The organism is Neisseria sp. P0001.S005 (assembly GCF_051963715.1).
This window is the reverse complement of sequence record NZ_JBQCTZ010000070.1, coordinates 1-17,098: the sequence shown is the minus strand read 5'-3', so window position 1 is coordinate 17,098 and position 17,098 is coordinate 1. Positions and strand designations below refer to the sequence as shown.

Annotated in this window: 12 protein-coding genes and 1 pseudogene; 4 read left to right on the top strand and 9 right to left on the bottom strand. The window is 48.4% G+C overall.

Features of this window, described 5'->3' with window-relative positions; all coding sequences use genetic code 11:
- From murB to ACTHSP_RS10205, 7 genes are all read right to left on the bottom strand, one after another.
- On the bottom strand, window positions 1–1,010 hold a 1,010-nt coding region (gene murB / locus ACTHSP_RS10235), incomplete at its 3' end, for a UDP-N-acetylmuramate dehydrogenase (protein ID WP_440346056.1).
- Between the two features lie 46 nt (window positions 1,011–1,056).
- Complete coding sequence (locus ACTHSP_RS10230; RefSeq protein WP_440346055.1) at window positions 1,057–1,830, bottom strand: LEM-3-like GIY-YIG domain-containing protein; 774 nt, start codon at window positions 1,828–1,830, stop codon at window positions 1,057–1,059.
- A 63-nt stretch (window positions 1,831–1,893) separates the two neighbouring features.
- Window positions 1,894–3,273, bottom strand: a complete 1,380-nt coding sequence (locus ACTHSP_RS10225; protein ID WP_314513707.1) for an MATE family efflux transporter — start codon at window positions 3,271–3,273, stop codon at window positions 1,894–1,896.
- Between the two features lie 103 nt (window positions 3,274–3,376).
- On the bottom strand, window positions 3,377–3,814 hold the full coding sequence (locus tag ACTHSP_RS10220) for an acyl-CoA thioesterase (RefSeq protein ID WP_314513705.1): 438 nt from the start codon (window positions 3,812–3,814) through the stop codon (window positions 3,377–3,379).
- Between the two features lie 26 nt (window positions 3,815–3,840).
- Window positions 3,841–4,770 carry an LpxL/LpxP family acyltransferase gene (locus ACTHSP_RS10215; protein WP_314513703.1) on the bottom strand — a complete coding sequence of 310 codons (930 nt, stop codon included), beginning with the start codon at window positions 4,768–4,770 and terminating at the stop codon, window positions 3,841–3,843.
- Between the two features lie 4 nt (window positions 4,771–4,774).
- The gene (locus ACTHSP_RS10210) at window positions 4,775–5,500 is read right to left on the bottom strand and encodes a glycosyltransferase family 2 protein (protein WP_314513700.1); all 726 of its coding nucleotides are present in this window, start codon (window positions 5,498–5,500) and stop codon (window positions 4,775–4,777) included.
- 146 nt (window positions 5,501–5,646) lie between these two features.
- Complete coding sequence (locus tag ACTHSP_RS10205) at window positions 5,647–7,413, bottom strand: ABC transporter ATP-binding protein/permease (protein ID WP_440346054.1); 1,767 nt, start codon at window positions 7,411–7,413, stop codon at window positions 5,647–5,649.
- Between the two features lie 232 nt (window positions 7,414–7,645).
- Here ACTHSP_RS10205 and ACTHSP_RS10200 point away from each other — a divergent pair, with 232 nt between their 5' ends.
- The 3 genes from ACTHSP_RS10200 (at window position 7,646) to ygfZ (ending at window position 11,683) form a co-directional block, all read left to right on the top strand.
- The gene (locus ACTHSP_RS10200; protein WP_440346053.1) at window positions 7,646–9,940 is read left to right on the top strand and encodes a TonB-dependent receptor; all 2,295 of its coding nucleotides are present in this window, start codon (window positions 7,646–7,648) and stop codon (window positions 9,938–9,940) included.
- 199 nt (window positions 9,941–10,139) lie between these two features.
- Window positions 10,140–10,703 (top strand): peptidylprolyl isomerase, encoded by a 564-nt coding sequence (locus ACTHSP_RS10195; RefSeq protein ID WP_440346052.1) that lies wholly within the window; start codon window positions 10,140–10,142, stop codon window positions 10,701–10,703.
- Window positions 10,704–10,825: 122 nt separating this feature from the next.
- The gene (ygfZ, locus tag ACTHSP_RS10190) at window positions 10,826–11,683 is read left to right on the top strand and encodes a CAF17-like 4Fe-4S cluster assembly/insertion protein YgfZ (RefSeq protein WP_440346051.1); all 858 of its coding nucleotides are present in this window, start codon (window positions 10,826–10,828) and stop codon (window positions 11,681–11,683) included.
- Between the two features lie 340 nt (window positions 11,684–12,023).
- Here ygfZ and ACTHSP_RS10185 read toward each other — a convergent pair whose 3' ends face one another.
- Together ACTHSP_RS10185 and alaS are read right to left on the bottom strand one after the other, a co-directional pair.
- Window positions 12,024–13,688, bottom strand: a complete 1,665-nt coding sequence (locus tag ACTHSP_RS10185; protein ID WP_440346050.1) for a GmrSD restriction endonuclease domain-containing protein — start codon at window positions 13,686–13,688, stop codon at window positions 12,024–12,026.
- Window positions 13,689–13,708: 20 nt separating this feature from the next.
- Window positions 13,709–16,603 carry an alanine--tRNA ligase gene (gene alaS, locus ACTHSP_RS10180; RefSeq protein ID WP_440346049.1) on the bottom strand — a complete coding sequence of 965 codons (2,895 nt, stop codon included), beginning with the start codon at window positions 16,601–16,603 and terminating at the stop codon, window positions 13,709–13,711.
- Window positions 16,604–16,853: 250 nt separating this feature from the next.
- Here alaS and ACTHSP_RS10175 point away from each other — a divergent pair.
- Window positions 16,854–17,098, top strand: a pseudogene (locus tag ACTHSP_RS10175) (polyamine ABC transporter substrate-binding protein); the annotation flags it as partial.

The following is a 17,098-nucleotide window of genomic DNA, read 5'->3' as shown; positions in this document are numbered from 1 at the left end:
GGTTCTGCGTGTAATTCTACCTGAAATTGAGTAAATACTGTATTACAAACATATTGTGCCAGCTGGTGGACATCTTGAGCGGACGCATTGTTTTTATTTACCAAAACCAAAGCCTGTCTGTCATGCACTGCCGCACCGCCGATCTGATGGCCTTTCAGACGGCATTGGTCAATCAGCCAGCCAGCCGCGAGTTTGACCGAACCGTCAGGCTGCGGATAGCGTGGCATATTGGGGTGATGCTGTAACAGGGAAGCGGCTTTTTCCGCGCTGACGACGGGGTTTTTAAAGAAACTGCCGACATTACCAAGTACGTTAGGATTAGGAAGTTTACTGTTGCGGATTGCACACACTGCATCGGAAACATCTTTGGCCGTCGCCTCTCGGCCTTGGCTCAGTTCGGCAACCGCGGCTGCCAAATCGCCATAGCCCAAGTTCGGTACAAAATGCTCTTTTAACGCAAATACTACCGAAACAATCACATAACGTCCCTTGCCTTCCTGTTTGAACAGGCTTTCACGATAAGCAAAATCGCAATCGGCATTGGAAAGCTCGACAAAGGTTTCCGTATCCAAATCGAAGCAGCGCACGCTATGGATAACATCTTTCGCTTCAACACCATATGCACCGATATTTTGTACCGGAGACGCGCCGACCGTACCCGGAATCAGGCTGAGGTTTTCCAGCCCGCTTAAACCCAGTCCAACCGTATGCAAAACAAAATCATGCCAAATTTCCCCGGCTTGCGCTTCGATATAAACCAGGCCGTCTGAACGCTCAATTTCGCGTATTCCCTTGTTTTCCATATGCACAACCAGACCGGCATAGTCCTCCATCAAAAGGATATTGCTGCCGCCGCCGAGCCATAAAACAGTATCTCGGTTGAACTCGGGCAATCGGACGATGTCGCGTAACTCGTCGGCATGTTTGAGCGCGATAAAGGCTTGGGCTTTGGCGCGAAGACCGAAAGTGTTGTAAGGGGTGATGTCGGTTTGGTATTGGATGGATTGCATGATGATTTTTAATTTTGTGGATTCAGGTCGTCTGAAAATTTACTATTTAACAATTACGATAGGTAATGGGATTTTGGGGGGCTTTATAATTTTCTTGGGAAGAATAGGTCAGCTTATTCACGATTTCTTGATAAATGTCGGACTCTTTTGGCAACGGCTTGCCTTCAAACATCCAGCGACCTTGAATAATATCATCGGCAGAAATCCATCTTTCGATTTCATATACTGCTAATGTCCAGCCGCGATAAACTGCAACTGCATATTTTGCTTTTGCACGCCTACTTCCGATTTTCCAATATTTCCGTGTGCGCTCATAAATTTCCTTATGCCTATCGGCTTCAGGAATATTCCCTGATCTGATGTCTTTTTTCAGTTTCTCGTATTCGTTATTAATCGTAATTAAAACAATAGGTTTATCAGTTTTCAATTCTTGCGCATCATATTTTCGTTTTAATTCGGACAAGCTCATCAATCCTACTTCAGAAGAATGCGTGCCGCCTTGAATATTAGTCAGCGGCTGCTGGCTCGGCTTGACTAGGGAGAGTAGGTCTATTGCCATTGCTTCATATTCAAAAGCCTGTTTGTCTGTTTGGATGTTGTGCCGCAGAATGTAATACACGGGCTGGTTTCCGCTTTTATGTATTTCCCTAATCAAAGCAATTTTATCACTTGGCGTTTCTGTTTCTTGTAATGAACCTAGGGCATGATGGAAAACGCGATTGCCCACGCCTTTACCTACATAGAAAATATTGCCGTCTCTAGGGTCAATCAAGCAATAAATATAGTAAGCAAGTTTTTCTATAATGGAAGTTGAAAACATTTTTTTTCTTAAAAGTGAATAAGCCGTAAATGAAATATCAATGGAGGCCGTCTGAAAGAAATTTCAGACGGCCTTATGTGATTTGACCATCTCTTTACTGCAAAGCTCCAGGCACCATACCAATGCGATGGCAGCAATCGTTAGTGAAGCGGTCAGCGCGGTCCAAAAGCCGTAAATGCCCATATCGGCATGATAGGCAAGCAGGTAGCCGGGCAACAGGCCGCAACCCCAGAAAGCCACGGCATGGATGAACATCGGCATTTTGGTCACTTTATAGCCGCGCAGCGCATATGAAGCGATACATTGGGTGGCATCTGCCAGTTGGAATAGGGAGGCGAAAAATAAAACGGTTGCGGCAATGCCTAATACTGCCGCATCGTTGGTGTACATACCGGCCAACTGGAAGCGAAAGATGACCAAGAGCAGCGCGGTGCAGGTGGCAAGTACCCAGCCCAACACCAATGAAACGCCTGAAATATAACGCGCCCGCAAAAACTCGCGTCTCCCGAGCGAAAAGCCTACGCGTACTGTGCTTGCCGAGCCGACGCTTTGCGGAACCATATACAAGATGCCCGACAGGCTGATGACGACTTGTTGCGCGGCGACATAATCCTCGCCGAATGGCGCCACCAAAAAGACGATAAACGAAAACGCGCTGGCTTCTAGAAAATAAGACAAGCCGATGGGTGCACCGATTTTCCAAATCTGTTTGAAAGCCGCCAAATCGGGTTTGCCGATTTTTGCCGTCAAACCAAACGGACGGAAGAATTTTTCTTTGGCGATATAAAGCCACAAAGCCAATGCGCTGAACCAAAATACTGCCGCCGTTGCCACGCCGCAACCTGCGCCGCCCAAAGCAGGCATACCGAATTTGCCGTAAACGAACACATAGTTCAGCGGTACATTCAACACAAATGCCGCGAAGCTGACCAACATAATCACGCGCGGACGGTTCAAGCTGGAGGCATAGGCGTGCAGGGCTCGGTGTATCATGGCGGCCGGCATTGCCAAGCTGGTAAAGAACATATATTGCGCCATCGTGTCTTCGACATAATCGTTCAATGTCAGCCAATGACGGAAAGGCATAATCATCGCCCACATCAACAGCATGCCGAATATGCCCAAACACAAGCCAAACCAAATGCCCTGCATTCCTGTTTTGCCGACTTCTTCGGTTTTACCTGCACCGTACAGCTGGGCAATCATCGGGTTCAACGCTGCCATCACGCCCATAAAGGTAATGTAAATCGTGGAAAATGCGCTGCTGCCCAAAGCCACCGCGGCCAAATCTTCCTTACCTGCGCCACCGGCCATCACCGTATCGACAAAACCAATGCCCACTTGCGCCACTTGCGCCAACAGCATCGGCAGGGCGAGGGCGGTAAGCAGGCGGGTTTCTTTTAAGAAAACAGGAAAGGCAAAGCGGTTGAGGTTCAGTAGCATAATGTGTGCGGTTTGAGGATAAAGGCCGTCTGAAAACAGAAATTTAAAATTATAAAGGGTAATACTGATAAGCAGGCAATATGTTGTTTAATCGCTAAATTTTTCAGACGGCCTTAAAAGTCGGATGTCTTTTTACTGCTTCCAACCAGCTGTCCGGTGTTTGAAACTGCATCAGGCCGTCTGAAAGCGAAACTGCGGCTTGGGTAGTCGAAGCGCGGGTCAGTTTTTCGTTGGTTTCGGCATCGTAAATGGTGTAATCGATACGCAGGCAGCTTTCGATTTCAACGATGTCCATATCAACACGGATTTTTTGGCCGAAACGGGCAGGGCGGATGTATTTGAGGTTCATCTGCACAATCGGCCAGCTGTACCCTTGCCGTCCCATTTCGTTGTAGTCATAACCGATGGAAGACAGAAAAGCACAACGCGCGGTTTCAAGGTATTTGACATAGTTGCCATGCCACACGATGTGCATGGCATCTACGTCAAAAAAAGGAACTTCGGTTTCAAAGCTGTATTGGCAGTAGATGTGTTTTTTCATGGTTTAAAAGAGTAAGTGTGATGGTTTCAGACGGCGTCTTCGCCCCAAAAATCATAAAAATTGAACCATTGTAGCGGATTTTGCGCACATTCTTGCGCCAAAATGTCGGCAAAGCGCTGCATTGCGTCTTTGACGGCAGCCTCGCGGTTGCCGCGTTTCCAGCTGGAAGTATCGGTAAAGCGGCGCAGTTTCAAATGATAGCAGCCGTTTTGTTTGACGCAAAACAGCGTGTTTACCTGCGTTTTTAAAAGCGAAGCCAATAGCCATGCACCTTGCGGCATAGGGGCGGTATGGCCTAAGAAATTAATGTCGGCGGTTTTCTCGCCGCGTACAGGCACACGGTCGGCCGCGATGGCAATCCATTCGCCGTCTTCGATACGGCGGTTCAATTCCATCATCAGGGTGGTGTCCAAATCTGTTACCTGAATCAGACGGATATGATCTGCGCCGGCTTTTTGCAATGCCTCGTTAAATGCCTGCGCGTGTTTGCTGTGCACCAATACATTGAGTCTGAAATTTTTATGGTGCGACACCAGCGCACGGCAAACTTCGGTATTGCCCAAGTGTGAGCAGGCAAAAATCTGGCCGCGTTCGTTGCGCTTGACTTGTGAATAGATGTCGTCCGGATCTTCAATCACCAAATCTTCATAACGGATTTTGCGTTGCCACACGGCAAAACGGTCGCAAACCGCTTCGCCAAATGCGACGAATTGTTTGAATACGCCGTGTTTCGGCAGGACGGCGTGGGGAAAGGCCGTCTGAAGACGGGTTTGATAGCGTAAAACATGACGGCGCGGTTTGGGCGCGGTTGCATAAAAATACAGCACCACAAACCAAATGCACGGCCTCATGAAAAAAGCCGGCAGATAGCGCACCATCAATGTGGTCAGAGCGAGAAACAGGCGGCTGCCGCGTTCGGGCTGCGCCGCCCAATGGGTTTGTTTATTGTCGGTCATGGTTTCAGACGGCCTTTCCGAAAACTTTACCCAATCGGTGTTTCAACATACCGAAAAACAGCCGTGTGTGCATTTTGCTGATGCGGACATTGTCGGCAAAGGCATCGAAATGGGACACGCCGTCGGCGGCGTATTGGACGGGCGTTTTAATCCAAACCGGTTTGACGTCGCGCCAGTAGAGGCGGATAAGGATTTCCGTATCGAAGTCCATACGGTCGCCTACGGTTTCTTCGCGGACGACGGATAGCGCGGGTGCAAGCGGATAGAGGCGGAAGCCGCACATGCCATCTTTGATGTCGCATGACCAAGTGTGCAGCATATTCCAAAAGTCGGTAATTTTGCGTCCGTAAAGCCGTGCTTTGGGCGCATCATCGCCGTATTGCGGCCAGCCGCAAACAACAGCTTCGGGATTTTGTTCTGCTGCGGCGAGGAGTTTGGGTGTGTCGCTCAAGCAGTGTTGGCCGTCTGCATCGACCTGCAAGACGTGGGTATAGCCATGTTCTTCGGCGTATTCCAAGCCGGTTTTGACCGCTGCGCCTTTGCCGCCGTTGATGGGACGGTAAAGGACATCAATGCCGTCTGAAGCCAAAGCCTGCAATACAGGTTTGCATTCTTCGCGTGAACCGTCGTCTACAATTAAAACGTTTAAACCGAAGCCGCGCATGGTTTGGACAACGTGGCTGATGGTGGTCGGGTGGTTGTAATGTGGAATAAGGGCCAGGGTTTTCATAAATATTTTTTAGACGACGTTAACACAATGCAGAGTATAGCAAATAAACATGCCATGGCGTTTGAAAAGGCCGTCTGAAACGGCGATGACAAAATCGTTTGATTTCGTTTCTCACTGTTTCAGACGGCCTTTGGTATGCCATTAATTCAGCATTGTACATGACCGACATCGAGGCATAAATCATGGAACTCGTTGAGCGTGCTGCGGTGGCCGATGCTGATGATGATGGTGTCGGGCAGTTTGTGCTTTAAGGCGCGGTAGAGCATGGCTTCGGTCGGTTCGTCTAAGGCGGCGGTGGCTTCGTCAAGCAGGATGACTTTGGGCTGCGAGAGCAGGGCGCGGACGAAGGCGACGCGTTGCAGTTCTCCGGGAGAGAGTTTGTGTTGCCAGTCATCGGTTTTATCTAATTTATCGACCAGATAACCTAATCGACAAGTATTCATGGCTTCGGCTAACTCGGGATGCTGTTTGTCGATGTCGGGGTAACAAATCGCGTCGCGCAGGCTGCCTTGCGCCGTGTAGGGGCGTTGCGGCAGGAAGAGGATGTCTTGATGCGGCGGACGGCTGACTTTGCCGCTGCTGCCAAACGGCCAAAGCCCCGCCAGCGCGCGCAGCAGCGAGGTTTTGCCGCAACCGCTCGGGCCGCGTATCAGCAGGGAGTTGCCGTTTTTGAGGTTGATATTGATACCGTCTAATAAAACTTCGCCGTTGTGGCGGTATAGGGCAACGTTTTCTAAGATCAGGTCGTCTGAAACTTCGGTAATGGTGGGTTGTCGTGCGGTGTGTTTTTCTTCCGTACTCAGCAAAAAGCCATACAGACGCTCCAATCGGGCGCGGTAGGCGGTAAATTTGTTGTAGAACATCCGAAAGAAAGACAGGGCGTTTTGCAGTCGTGCGAAGGCTTGGACGGTCTGCTGGATGTCGCCGATTTTGATTTGTCCGGCAAACAGACGCGGAGCTTGCAAAATAATGGGGAAGAGTTTGATGCCGTTGGTGAACATATCGTTAAAGCCGCTCAGGCAGACGCTTTGCCGCGCAATGCGCCAACGGTTGCGGATAATGGCTTTGAAGCGGTCGGTAAGCTGGTCGTGTTCGTGTTTTTCGCCGCTGTAAAACGCCACGCTTTCGGCGTGGTCACGCACGCGGATGAGGGAATAACGGTAGTCGCCGTTGAGTTTTTCGTTTTCATAGTTGTAACGAATCAACGGGTTGCCTATCCACATGGCGATAAAGGTCGCCAAAATCACAAACATATAGACAAACCAAACGATGCCGTGCGGAATATCGAAGCCGAACACGGTCAGGATGCCCGCCAAACCCCACAAAACAACGGCAAATTCCAGCGAGGTAACGACCGAATTGACCATGCCGCGCACAAATTCTATGGTCGAGGCAATGAAATCCTGCGCGTCTTGTTGGATACGCTGGTCGATGTTGTCCGGTGCATGGTGGCGCATTTGCAGGCGGTAGTAGTTTTTGTCGGCAAGCCAGCGCGAAGTCAAAACTTCATTGAGCCGCTCCGACCATTTAATCGCCAAGCCTTGATCGAGAAAGTCGTTGACAACGTTGTTAAACGCCCGCACCAACACCACGCCCGCGTTCATCGCTGCAAACATCCAAAACGCGGAGGCGTTCAAATCCTGCATCGAGTCGTAAAGCCCTTTGGACATAAAGGTACTCAATACATTCAGCCGCACTTCGGTCAGCAGCAGCGCAATCATCGCCGTAATCAGCAGCAATACTTTGACCGCGCTTTTTGGCGTCAGGCACAGCCGCAGGATATAGGCAAACTCACGCCCGAAGCGCGTTTCGCGTGCCAAAAACAGAATCACCGCCGAGGCGGCGGCGACCATCAACAAGGTCTGTAACAGCCAAGACGGCGTGGAATAAAGCTCGATTTGCCATTTTTGCATGGAGTGTTCTCTGAAAGGATGTAAAGGCCGTCTGAAAGGACGGCAAATTTATTTGACTATGGTAACTGTAATAATAGTTTTCTGAACTGTTGTATTTTTTGTGTTTACAAACGGTTCTTATTTGTTTTTGTGGAAAGCGGAAATCTTATCAAATATAATCGCAAAACCAAATTACTTTGTAATTTTTTACTCGATATAAGAATTATTAATATTTCAAACCAGAAGGTATTTTATGAACAGCAAATTAGCCCTGATGCCGCTTGTGGTTGCAAGCGCATTCGCTTACGCCGCCGATGAAGCCACCTCTGCTCCCGAAGCATATGCAGAAGTGCAGGAAGTCAAAGTCCACGCCGACGCCAAACGCGTGAAGGCCGCACGCTCGTATTCTATTGCCAGTGACGGCGATATGCGCGACCGTGTGAATTTGGGTGTGTTGGGTAAAGCCAATGCCTTTACCGCTCCGATTACCGTGGTCAATTACGACGAAAAAGCCCTCAACAATACCGAAGCGCGTACTTTGGTGGATGCCGTAGCGAAAAAAGACGCTTCGACTTGGCAGTTTGGCGGTGAAAGCAACACCTTGACCGGCCTGTATTTCCGCGGTTATCAGCTTGATGCGCGCCAATTCAGCGTCAACGGTTTGGCAGGTATGTACGGCACGCAAGGCACGGCCAGCGTACATGTCGGTTCCGCGCAACTGATTAAAGGCGCATCCACTGCCGTAAACGGTATGGACCCTGAAGGCGCGGTATCCGGTTCCGTCAACATCGAAACCAAAAAAGCCGCCGATGAAGGCAACCGCAAAATCGGTTTGGGCTGGTTCAGCAACAACCGTGCCCAAGGCACATTCGACTTGGGTCAACGCTTCGGCGAAAACAAAGAATTCGGTGTGCGCGCCAACGGCAAACTGCGCCACGGCGACACCCCGCGCGACGGTTACAGCGAGGACAACAAAGAATTTGCTTTGAATACCGACTACCGCGGCGAAAAACTGCGCGTGGCGTTCGATTCCATCTACGCGAAACGCAAAACCAATGGCGGCCGCGCGCGTATGCAGGACATTCAAAACCTGCAAGGCCGTCTGTTTGATGCACCTGACGGTAAAACCAACCTGCTGCCTTCTTGGAACTGGCAAAACACCGTCGGTCAAACCAATATGCTGACGTTTGAATGGGATGCGTTTGACAATGCACAGATTACAGGCGGTATCGGCTACAACAAGGCGCGTTATTACGGCACGCTGATTTCTCCAACTATTTGCGGCAAAGATGGCGCAAGCAGCCAAACCGCAACCTGCTCAAGTGCCAACCAATACCACACAGGTACGGCACGCCTGACCGACCAATATTTCCGTACTTTGAGTATGAATTTATCCGCGCGCGGCGAATTTGAAACCGGCCCGGTAACGCATAACTGGAGTACTGCTTTTGACCGTGTCATTCGTCAGCGTGCGACTGTCCGTGGTTCGGCTGCAGGTAAAAGCCGCGTTGAGGTTGATGCAAACGGCAATATTGAAAATCAACTGGCTTCTTTTGTTCCTAATTACGCGACAGACTGGGAAGGCTCAGCAAACCTGGATGCCAATATCAAAGTCAACAGCTTGGCCTTGTCCGATACACTGGGCTTTGCCGACAATAAATACCGCCTGACGCTGGGCGGACGTTTCCAAGCAGTTGAATACACCAATAAAAAAGAAGGTCAAAGCGGAGATTCCAAACGCTTCAGCCCGATGCTGATGGCTGCATGGGTACCGCAACCTGACTTGGTCGTGTACGGCAACTACATGGAAGACTTAGAGCCTGCCGACATCAAAACCGATGATGACGGCCATACCACCATGTCCAAACCACGTGTCAGCCGTCAGTTTGAAGTGGGCGTGCGTAAAAACTGGGGCAATTTCGTAACCACGTTAAACGCGTTCCAAATCAAACGTCCGGGCTACTGGCGCGGTCAGACAACCACCAAGACAATAAATGGGGTAACAACAACAACGCTGACCTATGGCAACAATTCCGCTTTTGCCCGTTCCGGTGCTGCGGCAGGCGACGAACAAGGCATGGAACGTAGCCGCGGTATCGAGTTCAACACCTACGCGAATTTGCTCAACAATACTTTGCGTCCGACTTTGGGTCTGATGTATCTGCAATCGACCGTGAAAGACTATCCAAATTCACGCGATATGCTGGTCAGCGGCGTACAAGTTGCCAACCCGCGCGTAATTGCCAAAGCAGGCGTTGAATGGGATACCCCGTTTGCCAAAGGCTTGACCTTGAACGGTAATGTTTCGTATTTCGGCAAGTCTTACCAAGACACGCAAAAACAATACGCTTTCCCATCTTACACTTTGGTTGACGTAGGCGCGCGCTACAAAACCAAGCTCGGCAAAAATACTTTGACCGTCAGCAGCTCGGTAGAAAACCTGTTCAACAAAAACTACTGGCAGGTACAACGCGGCCAATACGACCGCAGCTTCGCCGTTGTCGGTATGCCGCGTACTTATTGGCTGAAAGCGGAATTGGATTTCTAATCTGATTTCGGTTTGACCGTAATAGCAGGCCGTCTGAAAAGGAATGATAAAAAGCAAAAATTTGTTTTTTATCCCTTTTCAGACGGCCTGATTTGATTGCCTTATGTTTTTTGCTTGAAAAATCTTACATGTTTTTTATGGATTTCACGCGAAACAAGGTTAATATTCCATTTTCACAATACATCATTCGAGAAGACATATGAAAAAATCCATCAAACTGACCCTGTGCGCCCTCGCACTCTCACTTTCCGTGCAAGCGCAAGCGGTTACCCATGCTGTGATTGAAACCAATATGGGCAACATCCAACTGGAGCTGGATGAAGCCAAAGCACCGAAAACCGTGGCAAACTTTGTCAATTATGCCAAAAAAGGTTTTTACGACAACACGATTTTCCACCGCGTTATCGACAATTTTATGATTCAAGGCGGCGGATTTACCGAGAAAATGGTTCAAAAATCCACCGATAAAGCCATCAACAACGAAGCATACAACGGCTTGAAAAATAACGTCGGCACCATCGCCATGGCGCGTACGGGCGATCCGAATTCAGCAACCAGCCAGTTCTTTATCAATACAGCCGACAATGACTTTTTGAATTTCAAAAGCAAAACCCCTCAAGGCTACGGCTATGCCGTTTTCGGTAAAGTCACTTCCGGCATGGACGTGGTTCGTAAAATCAGCAAAGTGAAAACAGCGACACGTGGTTTCCATCAAGATGTACCGACCGAAGCCGTGATTATCCGCAAAGTCAGCATCAAATAATTTTGATGGTTTGAATCCAAACAACAGGTCGTCTGAAACATTCAGACGGCCTGAATTTATTTATTTGATAATAAGCGGCAATTTGGGCGATAATTCAGCATCTACTATTTAAGGAGTCGATTATGCAAACCCGCCTGCCTTTTTTCGGCGTTGTCCGTGTCAGCGGCGAAGACAGAGCTTCATTTCTTCATGGCCAATTGTCCAACGATATTAATAATTTAGCTACCGGTCAGGCATGTTATGCCACATACAATACGCCTAAAGGCCGTGTGTTGGCGAATATGCTGGTCGTCAATCGCGGAGAAGATTTACTGTTGGTCATGGCGCAAGATTTGACCGAAGCCATCGTTAAACGCTTGAGAATGTTTGTTTTGCGTGCAAAAGTTGTCTTCGAGCTGATGCCTGATTTGGCAGTCAGCGGCGAGTTGGCAGATAATGTAGAACCACATCCTGCTACCGAACCGCAACTGTCTTTCCCAGCCCAAATTCAAGAACACACCGTAGAAATTACCTTGCCGCACACAGGCCGTCTGAAAATTTCAGCAGCCGAAAACGCAGCAGAATATCAAGCAGAAGCCGAAAACGCATGGAACCTGCACGAAATACGCAGCGGCTATCCGTGGATTTGCGCCGCAACCAAAGAAGCGGCCGTTGCCCAAATGCTCAACCAACACATCATCGGCGCCGTCCATTTCCGTAAAGGCTGCTACCCCGGCCAAGAAATCATCGCCCGCGCCCAATACCGAGGCCAAGTCAAACGCGGTCTGACCGTATTAAGCGGCGACTCTTTAGAAGCTGCCGGTATTGTCGTCAAAGTCGGCGAAGAAGAAGCAGGCGTCATCCTCAACACAGCACTGACTGAACAAGGCAGCCTCAGCCTAGCCGTTATCAAGTTTTCCGCAGCAGAAGCAGCATTGACCGATGCAGACGGTAATGCTTTGAAACAGGAAAAACTGTTTTTTACGGTAGAGAAAGATTGATTGTCAGATGATTGAATAAAAAGCTTAAATATTAGCTTGAAATGAAAACAGAAAGGCCGTCTGAAATTCAGACGGCCTTTGATATTGAGTTTTGTTGGTACATGACCCAAGCTGCGTTTGCTGCTGACTGGATTACGGCATGGTTTGGAATCATTCGGTAGCAACAAAAACCGCGTGCGTGCGTACCGCACACACCCTACACCTTAATTTTAAGGTTTGCGTCGCCCGCAGTGGTAGGGTGTGTGGCGTAGCCACGCACGCGGTTGACAGGGGTGCGGGCTACGGCTTGCTGAAAATGGGAAATGGCGTTTTCAGGCTGCCTAATAACAGAATAAATATATTACTTATCCAACAACCTTTTTTTAATTTCTTCACTCACCAATTTGGCTCGCTCCTCAAAAAAGGTATCATAATCATCATCCCAGATACCAAATTTTTCTAAATCAGGAATTAAATGGGTCTTCATTGTTTGATCTAATTCATCATTTTCTTGTTGGAATTTTTTCATGTATTTAGACGGTTTTTGTGCTCCGATTTCTCTTTTATTCAAGAAGTCATCCACAATAGTAATATTAAGAATATGATTGATATAGAACTCTTCTGCTCCTTGTTTATTCAGATATGATTTAGGGAAAAAGTGGTGGTAATTTTTGCTATTTGCCTGTTTTAACCAGTCATTTCCAATATTAATATTGGCATTATTGCTAAATGATTTTGGTTGCTGGTAGGCATAAATACATAAGATTGCTTTAATATAGCTTTTCCCAGCACTAAACCATCCATTTTTTTCAATGGCTTCTACTGAGCTATCAACATCCCAATCATAATTAGGTTTCTCATTTTTAATAATTTTATTAATTCTTTTTATATCTTGTGCTAGCTTACTTTCAACCGCTGAGGAATACCGCTCTGCCAACGCACATCGCCAGAAAAAATCTTGTAGATATTTGGCTTGCTCTTTTGATGGTTTGGCATTCGGTTCTTTATAGAAAAAGTAAGAAAATGGAACAAGTAATGCGTTATAGGGTAATAATTGAGATACTGGAATGCGATAACTACTACGGAAGTAATCCACGGCATTTTTCACAGCTTCGACTAAATCATTCCACGTATCGATAAATTTTTGGCGAGGAATTTTTAAAATATCATGTCTTGTGCATTCATCTTGTAAAATTAACGACATAATTTGTAGGATAGAAGCATCAGATATGGTTTCGTATCCAACTTCACTTAATTCTTCTAGCAATTTTTCAAATTTTTCAGACAAGTCAAAATTTTGTTTTTCATCAAAAGTTTTTGCAACCATAATTTCAAATAGCGTAAGAGATTTTCCTCCTGTGTTAATCCGAGTGAAAACCTCAGTTGCAATTTCTATTGGCGCTTCTTTAAATTGGACAATAGAAAACTCATAAGTCTTGATACTATTTCTGTATTTATCTATTTTGCCAACATGGCTAGCATATTCTGAAACCAATTTTACTAAATCAGCATTAAGTAAATCTAGAATACTAATGTAATTGGTAGCATCTAATTTTGATACATCAGTAATAACAATATCTTGATTGTAATCGGCTGTTAGGTCAATATAAATTTTTGAAAAGTCATCTTCTTTGTTATCACGTTTAATAATTGCACCACGCAAACAAGCTAATAAACTAGTCAAACGTTGTTGCCCATCTAAAACATAATCAACGTATTCCCCATCTTCGCTATTGGGTAATGTGATATTGCCCAAGTTACGCACGGAACGCAGCTGTTCTTTCGTGCGCCAGAAAATAAATGTTCCTATGGGATACCCTTTGATAATACTATCCATCAGTTTGGCAGAATCAGAAACTGACCAAACAAAATTTCTTTGAAATTGTGGAATTTTAATTTGCCCTTTTTCAATTTCTTGTAAAAGTGATGGATAAGATTGACTTGAAGGTTTAGGTAGATACATTTTTGTCTCCATGAATATAAAAATAAAATTTTTAAAAAGGCAGCCTGAAAACCAATTTCCCATTTTCAGGCTGCCTTTCTACATCAAGCCAGCTTCGCACCAACCCAATCTTTCACGCTATTCAGCATTTCAGGCAGTTTCGCAGCATCCGTACCGCCTGCCTGCGCCAAGTCAGGACGGCCGCCGCCTTTGCCGCCGACTTGTTCGGCTGCAAATTTAACCAGATCGCCTGCTTTGACTTTGGCAGTCAGCGGTTTCGATACGCCGGCGCACAGGGAGACTTTGCCGTCGTTTACTGCCGCTAAAAGAATCACGGCGTTGTCGGATTTGCCGGTTAAATCGGTCACGATTTCGCGCAGGGCGGCTGCGTCGGCTTCGATTTGTGCGGCAACGAGTTTGGCTGAGCCCAAGTCTTTAGCATCGTCCAAGAGTTTGGCGCCTGCGTGGACGGCGAGTTCGGCTTTGGCGCGTGCCAATTCTTTTTCCAATGCTTTGGCGTGTGCTGCGCCTGCTTGGATTTTCGCCAGTACGTCTTTTTCAGTTTGGGCTTTGGTTTCGGCAATAATGTCTTTAACCAAACGCTCTTGTTCTTGCGCCCATTTGAGTGCGTTCAGACCGGTGATGGCTTCGATACGGCGTACGCCTGCGGCAATACCGCCTTCGCTGATGATTTTGAAGAGGCCGATGTCGCCGGTGCGTGAAACGTGTGTACCGCCGCACAATTCGGTTGAAAACTCGCCCATTTGCAGTACGCGCACTTCGTCGCCGTATTTTTCGCCGAAGAGCATCATGGCGCCAGTTTTTTGGGCATCTTCCATGCTCATAATGGCGGCGTTGACGGCAACGTTGGCCAAAATGGCTTCGTTGACGCGGCGTTCGACTTCGGCGATTTCTTCGGCAGTTACTGCTTGAGGATGGGAAATGTCGAAACGGGTGGATTCGGCGGTAACCAAAGAGCCTTTTTGTTCAACGTGTTCGCCCAATACATCGCGCAGAGCTTTGTGCATCAAGTGGGTGGCGCTGTGGTTGCGCATATTGGCATTGCGGATTTCGTCATCCACTTTGGTGGTAACGCTGTCGCCGACTTTCAGACGGCCTGAAGTTTGTACGCCGAATTGACCGAATACGGCCGCTTTGATTTTTTGGGTATCGCGTACTTCGAAGCGGTTTTCGCCTGCAAAGATATAGCCGACGTCGCCAACTTGGCCGCCGGATTCTGCGTAGAACGGGGTAAAGTCGATAACGACGGCACCTTCGTCGCCTTCGTTCAATTCGTTGACTTGCTCGCCGTTTTTGTAGAGGGCGAGGACTTTAGATTCGGTTTGGCGTTCGCTATAACCTTTAAACTCGGTATCCTGACCTTCGTAAGGCAGTTGGGCGTTGGCTTTGAAGCTTTGTGCGGCGCGTGCGCGTGCGCGTTGTGCATCCATTTCGCGGTTGAAGCCTTCTTCATCCAAATCGATGCCCAATTCGCGCGCCATGTCGGCAGTCAGGTCGTAAGGGAAGCCGTAGGTGTCGTAGAGTTTGAAGATGTGTTCACCACCGATAACGAGTTTGCTGTTGGCGATGTTGTCCATCAAATAGGCATTTAAGGCTTCGGCAAACGGTTTTTCCGCGTCGGGAATATGGGCGGTTTCCAAAGCAGCCTGCAAATCGATATACATGCCTTCGTTCAGGCTACCTGAAACTTGGGGACGGATAACGATTTGCTTTTTGCCTGAAGCGGCACGGGAGGCGGCGGTGAATTCCACACCCTCTGCGGTTTTCAATGCCAGTGGTTTGCCCGCACCATCTTGCGGCAGCAGGCTTTCCAGTTTCAAGAATTTCATGCCGTTGAACACTTGATTGAACAAGCCCATGCCTTTTTCCAGCGTTTCGCCGAAACGGCTCTCTTCCGCGCGCAGGGCTTCCATAATCTGCGTCTGCTTCTCTTTCAACTCAGGATAAGCATCACCCATTACTTTCACCAAGTCGGGCACGAGTTTGTAGAAAAACGCTTGTTTCTGACCGAGTTTGTAACCGTGGCGTACGGCGCGGCGGACGATGCGACGCAGTACATAGCCGCGGCCTTCGTTGGACGGCATCACGCCGTCTGCAATCAGGAAGGAGCAGGAGCGGATGTGGTCGGCGATGACTTTCAGGCTTGGTTCTTCCATGCTGAACGGCGCGCCGGTTTCGCGGGCAACGGCTTTGAGCAGGTCTTGGAACAGGTCGATTTCGTAGTTGCTGTGGACATGCTGCATGACGGCGGCCATACGTTCCAAGCCCATGCCGGTATCAACGGATGGTTTAGGCAGCGGATTCATATTGCCTTGTTCGTCGCGGTTGAACTGCATAAATACGCAGTTCCAAATTTCGATCCAGCGGTCGCCGTCTTCTTCAGGGCTGCCCGGAATGCCACCCCAGATTTCTTCGCCGTGGTCGTAGAAAATTTCGGAGCAAGGGCCGCAAGGGCCGGTGTCGCCCATTTGCCAGAAGTTGTCAGACGCGTATTTCGCGCCTTTGTTGTCGCCGATGCGGACGATACGCTCGGCAGGCATGCCGATTTCGTTCAACCAGATGTTGTAGGCTTCGTCGTCTTCTGCGTAAACGGTCGCCAACAGTTTGTCTTTAGGGATGTTCAACCATTCGGGGGAAGTCAGGAATTCCCAAGCGAAGTGGATCGCGTCGCGTTTGAAGTAGTCGCCGAAGGAGAAGTTGCCCATCATTTCAAAGAAGGTATGGTGACGGGCAGTGTAGCCGACGTTTTCCAAGTCGTTGTGTTTGCCGCCTGCGCGTACGCATTTTTGCGCGGTAGTGGCGCGGTTGTAGGGGCGTTTGTCAAAGCCGAGGAATACGTCTTTAAATTGGTTCATGCCTGCGTTGGTAAACAGCAGGGTCGGGTCGTCGTGTGGCACGAGCGAGGAGGAGCGGACGATGGTGTGGCCTTTAGATTCGAAAAATTTCAGGAATTTTTGGCGTAGTTCGGTGGTTTTCATAATGTCTCGATAAATTTTTTACAAGGATTTCAGACGGCCCGGACGGCGCGTTGCGATTAAAAACGAATGGGCGTTATCTTACCGCAAAACCATATTTCAAGCTATCGGCAGAAAGGTTTTAAGTTGATTGCAATCTGTCTTTCAGACGGCCTTAAGCGGGACGATATCTTTTAACAATGAAGCCTATCCGCTCGGGCTTGCCTGCTTTATAATGCCTCTCTATTTTCAACCGGATACGCAAGGAATGATAATGACCAAACATCTGCCCCTTATCGTACTGACTGCGCTGGCACTGGCCGGCTGCGGCGGCTCGGACAAAACTTCTGCCGACAAGGCGGCGCAAACCGATAATCAAAAGGTATTGAGCATTTACAACTGGTCGGAATATGTTGATCCCGAGACGGTTGCCGCGTTTGAGAAAAAACACGGTATCGCAGTAACTTACGATGTATATGACAGCGATGAAACGCTGGAGAGCAAGGTGTTGACCGGCAA

What these genes read in the sequence shown, in the direction of transcription:
- alaS (WP_440346049.1), bottom strand. Translation starts at nt 16,603, where the DNA reads ATGAAAACCACCGAACTACGCCAAAAATTCCTGAAATTTTTCGAATCT.
- ACTHSP_RS10195 (WP_440346052.1), top strand. Translation starts at nt 10,140, where the DNA reads ATGAAAAAATCCATCAAACTGACCCTGTGCGCCCTCGCACTCTCACTT.
- ACTHSP_RS10200 (WP_440346053.1), top strand. Translation starts at nt 7,646, where the DNA reads ATGAACAGCAAATTAGCCCTGATGCCGCTTGTGGTTGCAAGCGCATTC.
- ACTHSP_RS10220 (WP_314513705.1), bottom strand. Translation starts at nt 3,814, where the DNA reads ATGAAAAAACACATCTACTGCCAATACAGCTTTGAAACCGAAGTTCCT.
- ACTHSP_RS10225 (WP_314513707.1), bottom strand. Translation starts at nt 3,273, where the DNA reads ATGCTACTGAACCTCAACCGCTTTGCCTTTCCTGTTTTCTTAAAAGAA.
- ACTHSP_RS10210 (WP_314513700.1), bottom strand. Translation starts at nt 5,500, where the DNA reads ATGAAAACCCTGGCCCTTATTCCACATTACAACCACCCGACCACCATC.
- ygfZ (WP_440346051.1), top strand. Translation starts at nt 10,826, where the DNA reads ATGCAAACCCGCCTGCCTTTTTTCGGCGTTGTCCGTGTCAGCGGCGAA.
- ACTHSP_RS10205 (WP_440346054.1), bottom strand. Translation starts at nt 7,413, where the DNA reads ATGCAAAAATGGCAAATCGAGCTTTATTCCACGCCGTCTTGGCTGTTA.
- ACTHSP_RS10215 (WP_314513703.1), bottom strand. Translation starts at nt 4,770, where the DNA reads ATGACCGACAATAAACAAACCCATTGGGCGGCGCAGCCCGAACGCGGC.
- ACTHSP_RS10185 (WP_440346050.1), bottom strand. Translation starts at nt 13,688, where the DNA reads ATGGGAAATTGGTTTTCAGGCTGCCTTTTTAAAAATTTTATTTTTATA.
- ACTHSP_RS10230 (WP_440346055.1), bottom strand. Translation starts at nt 1,830, where the DNA reads ATGTTTTCAACTTCCATTATAGAAAAACTTGCTTACTATATTTATTGC.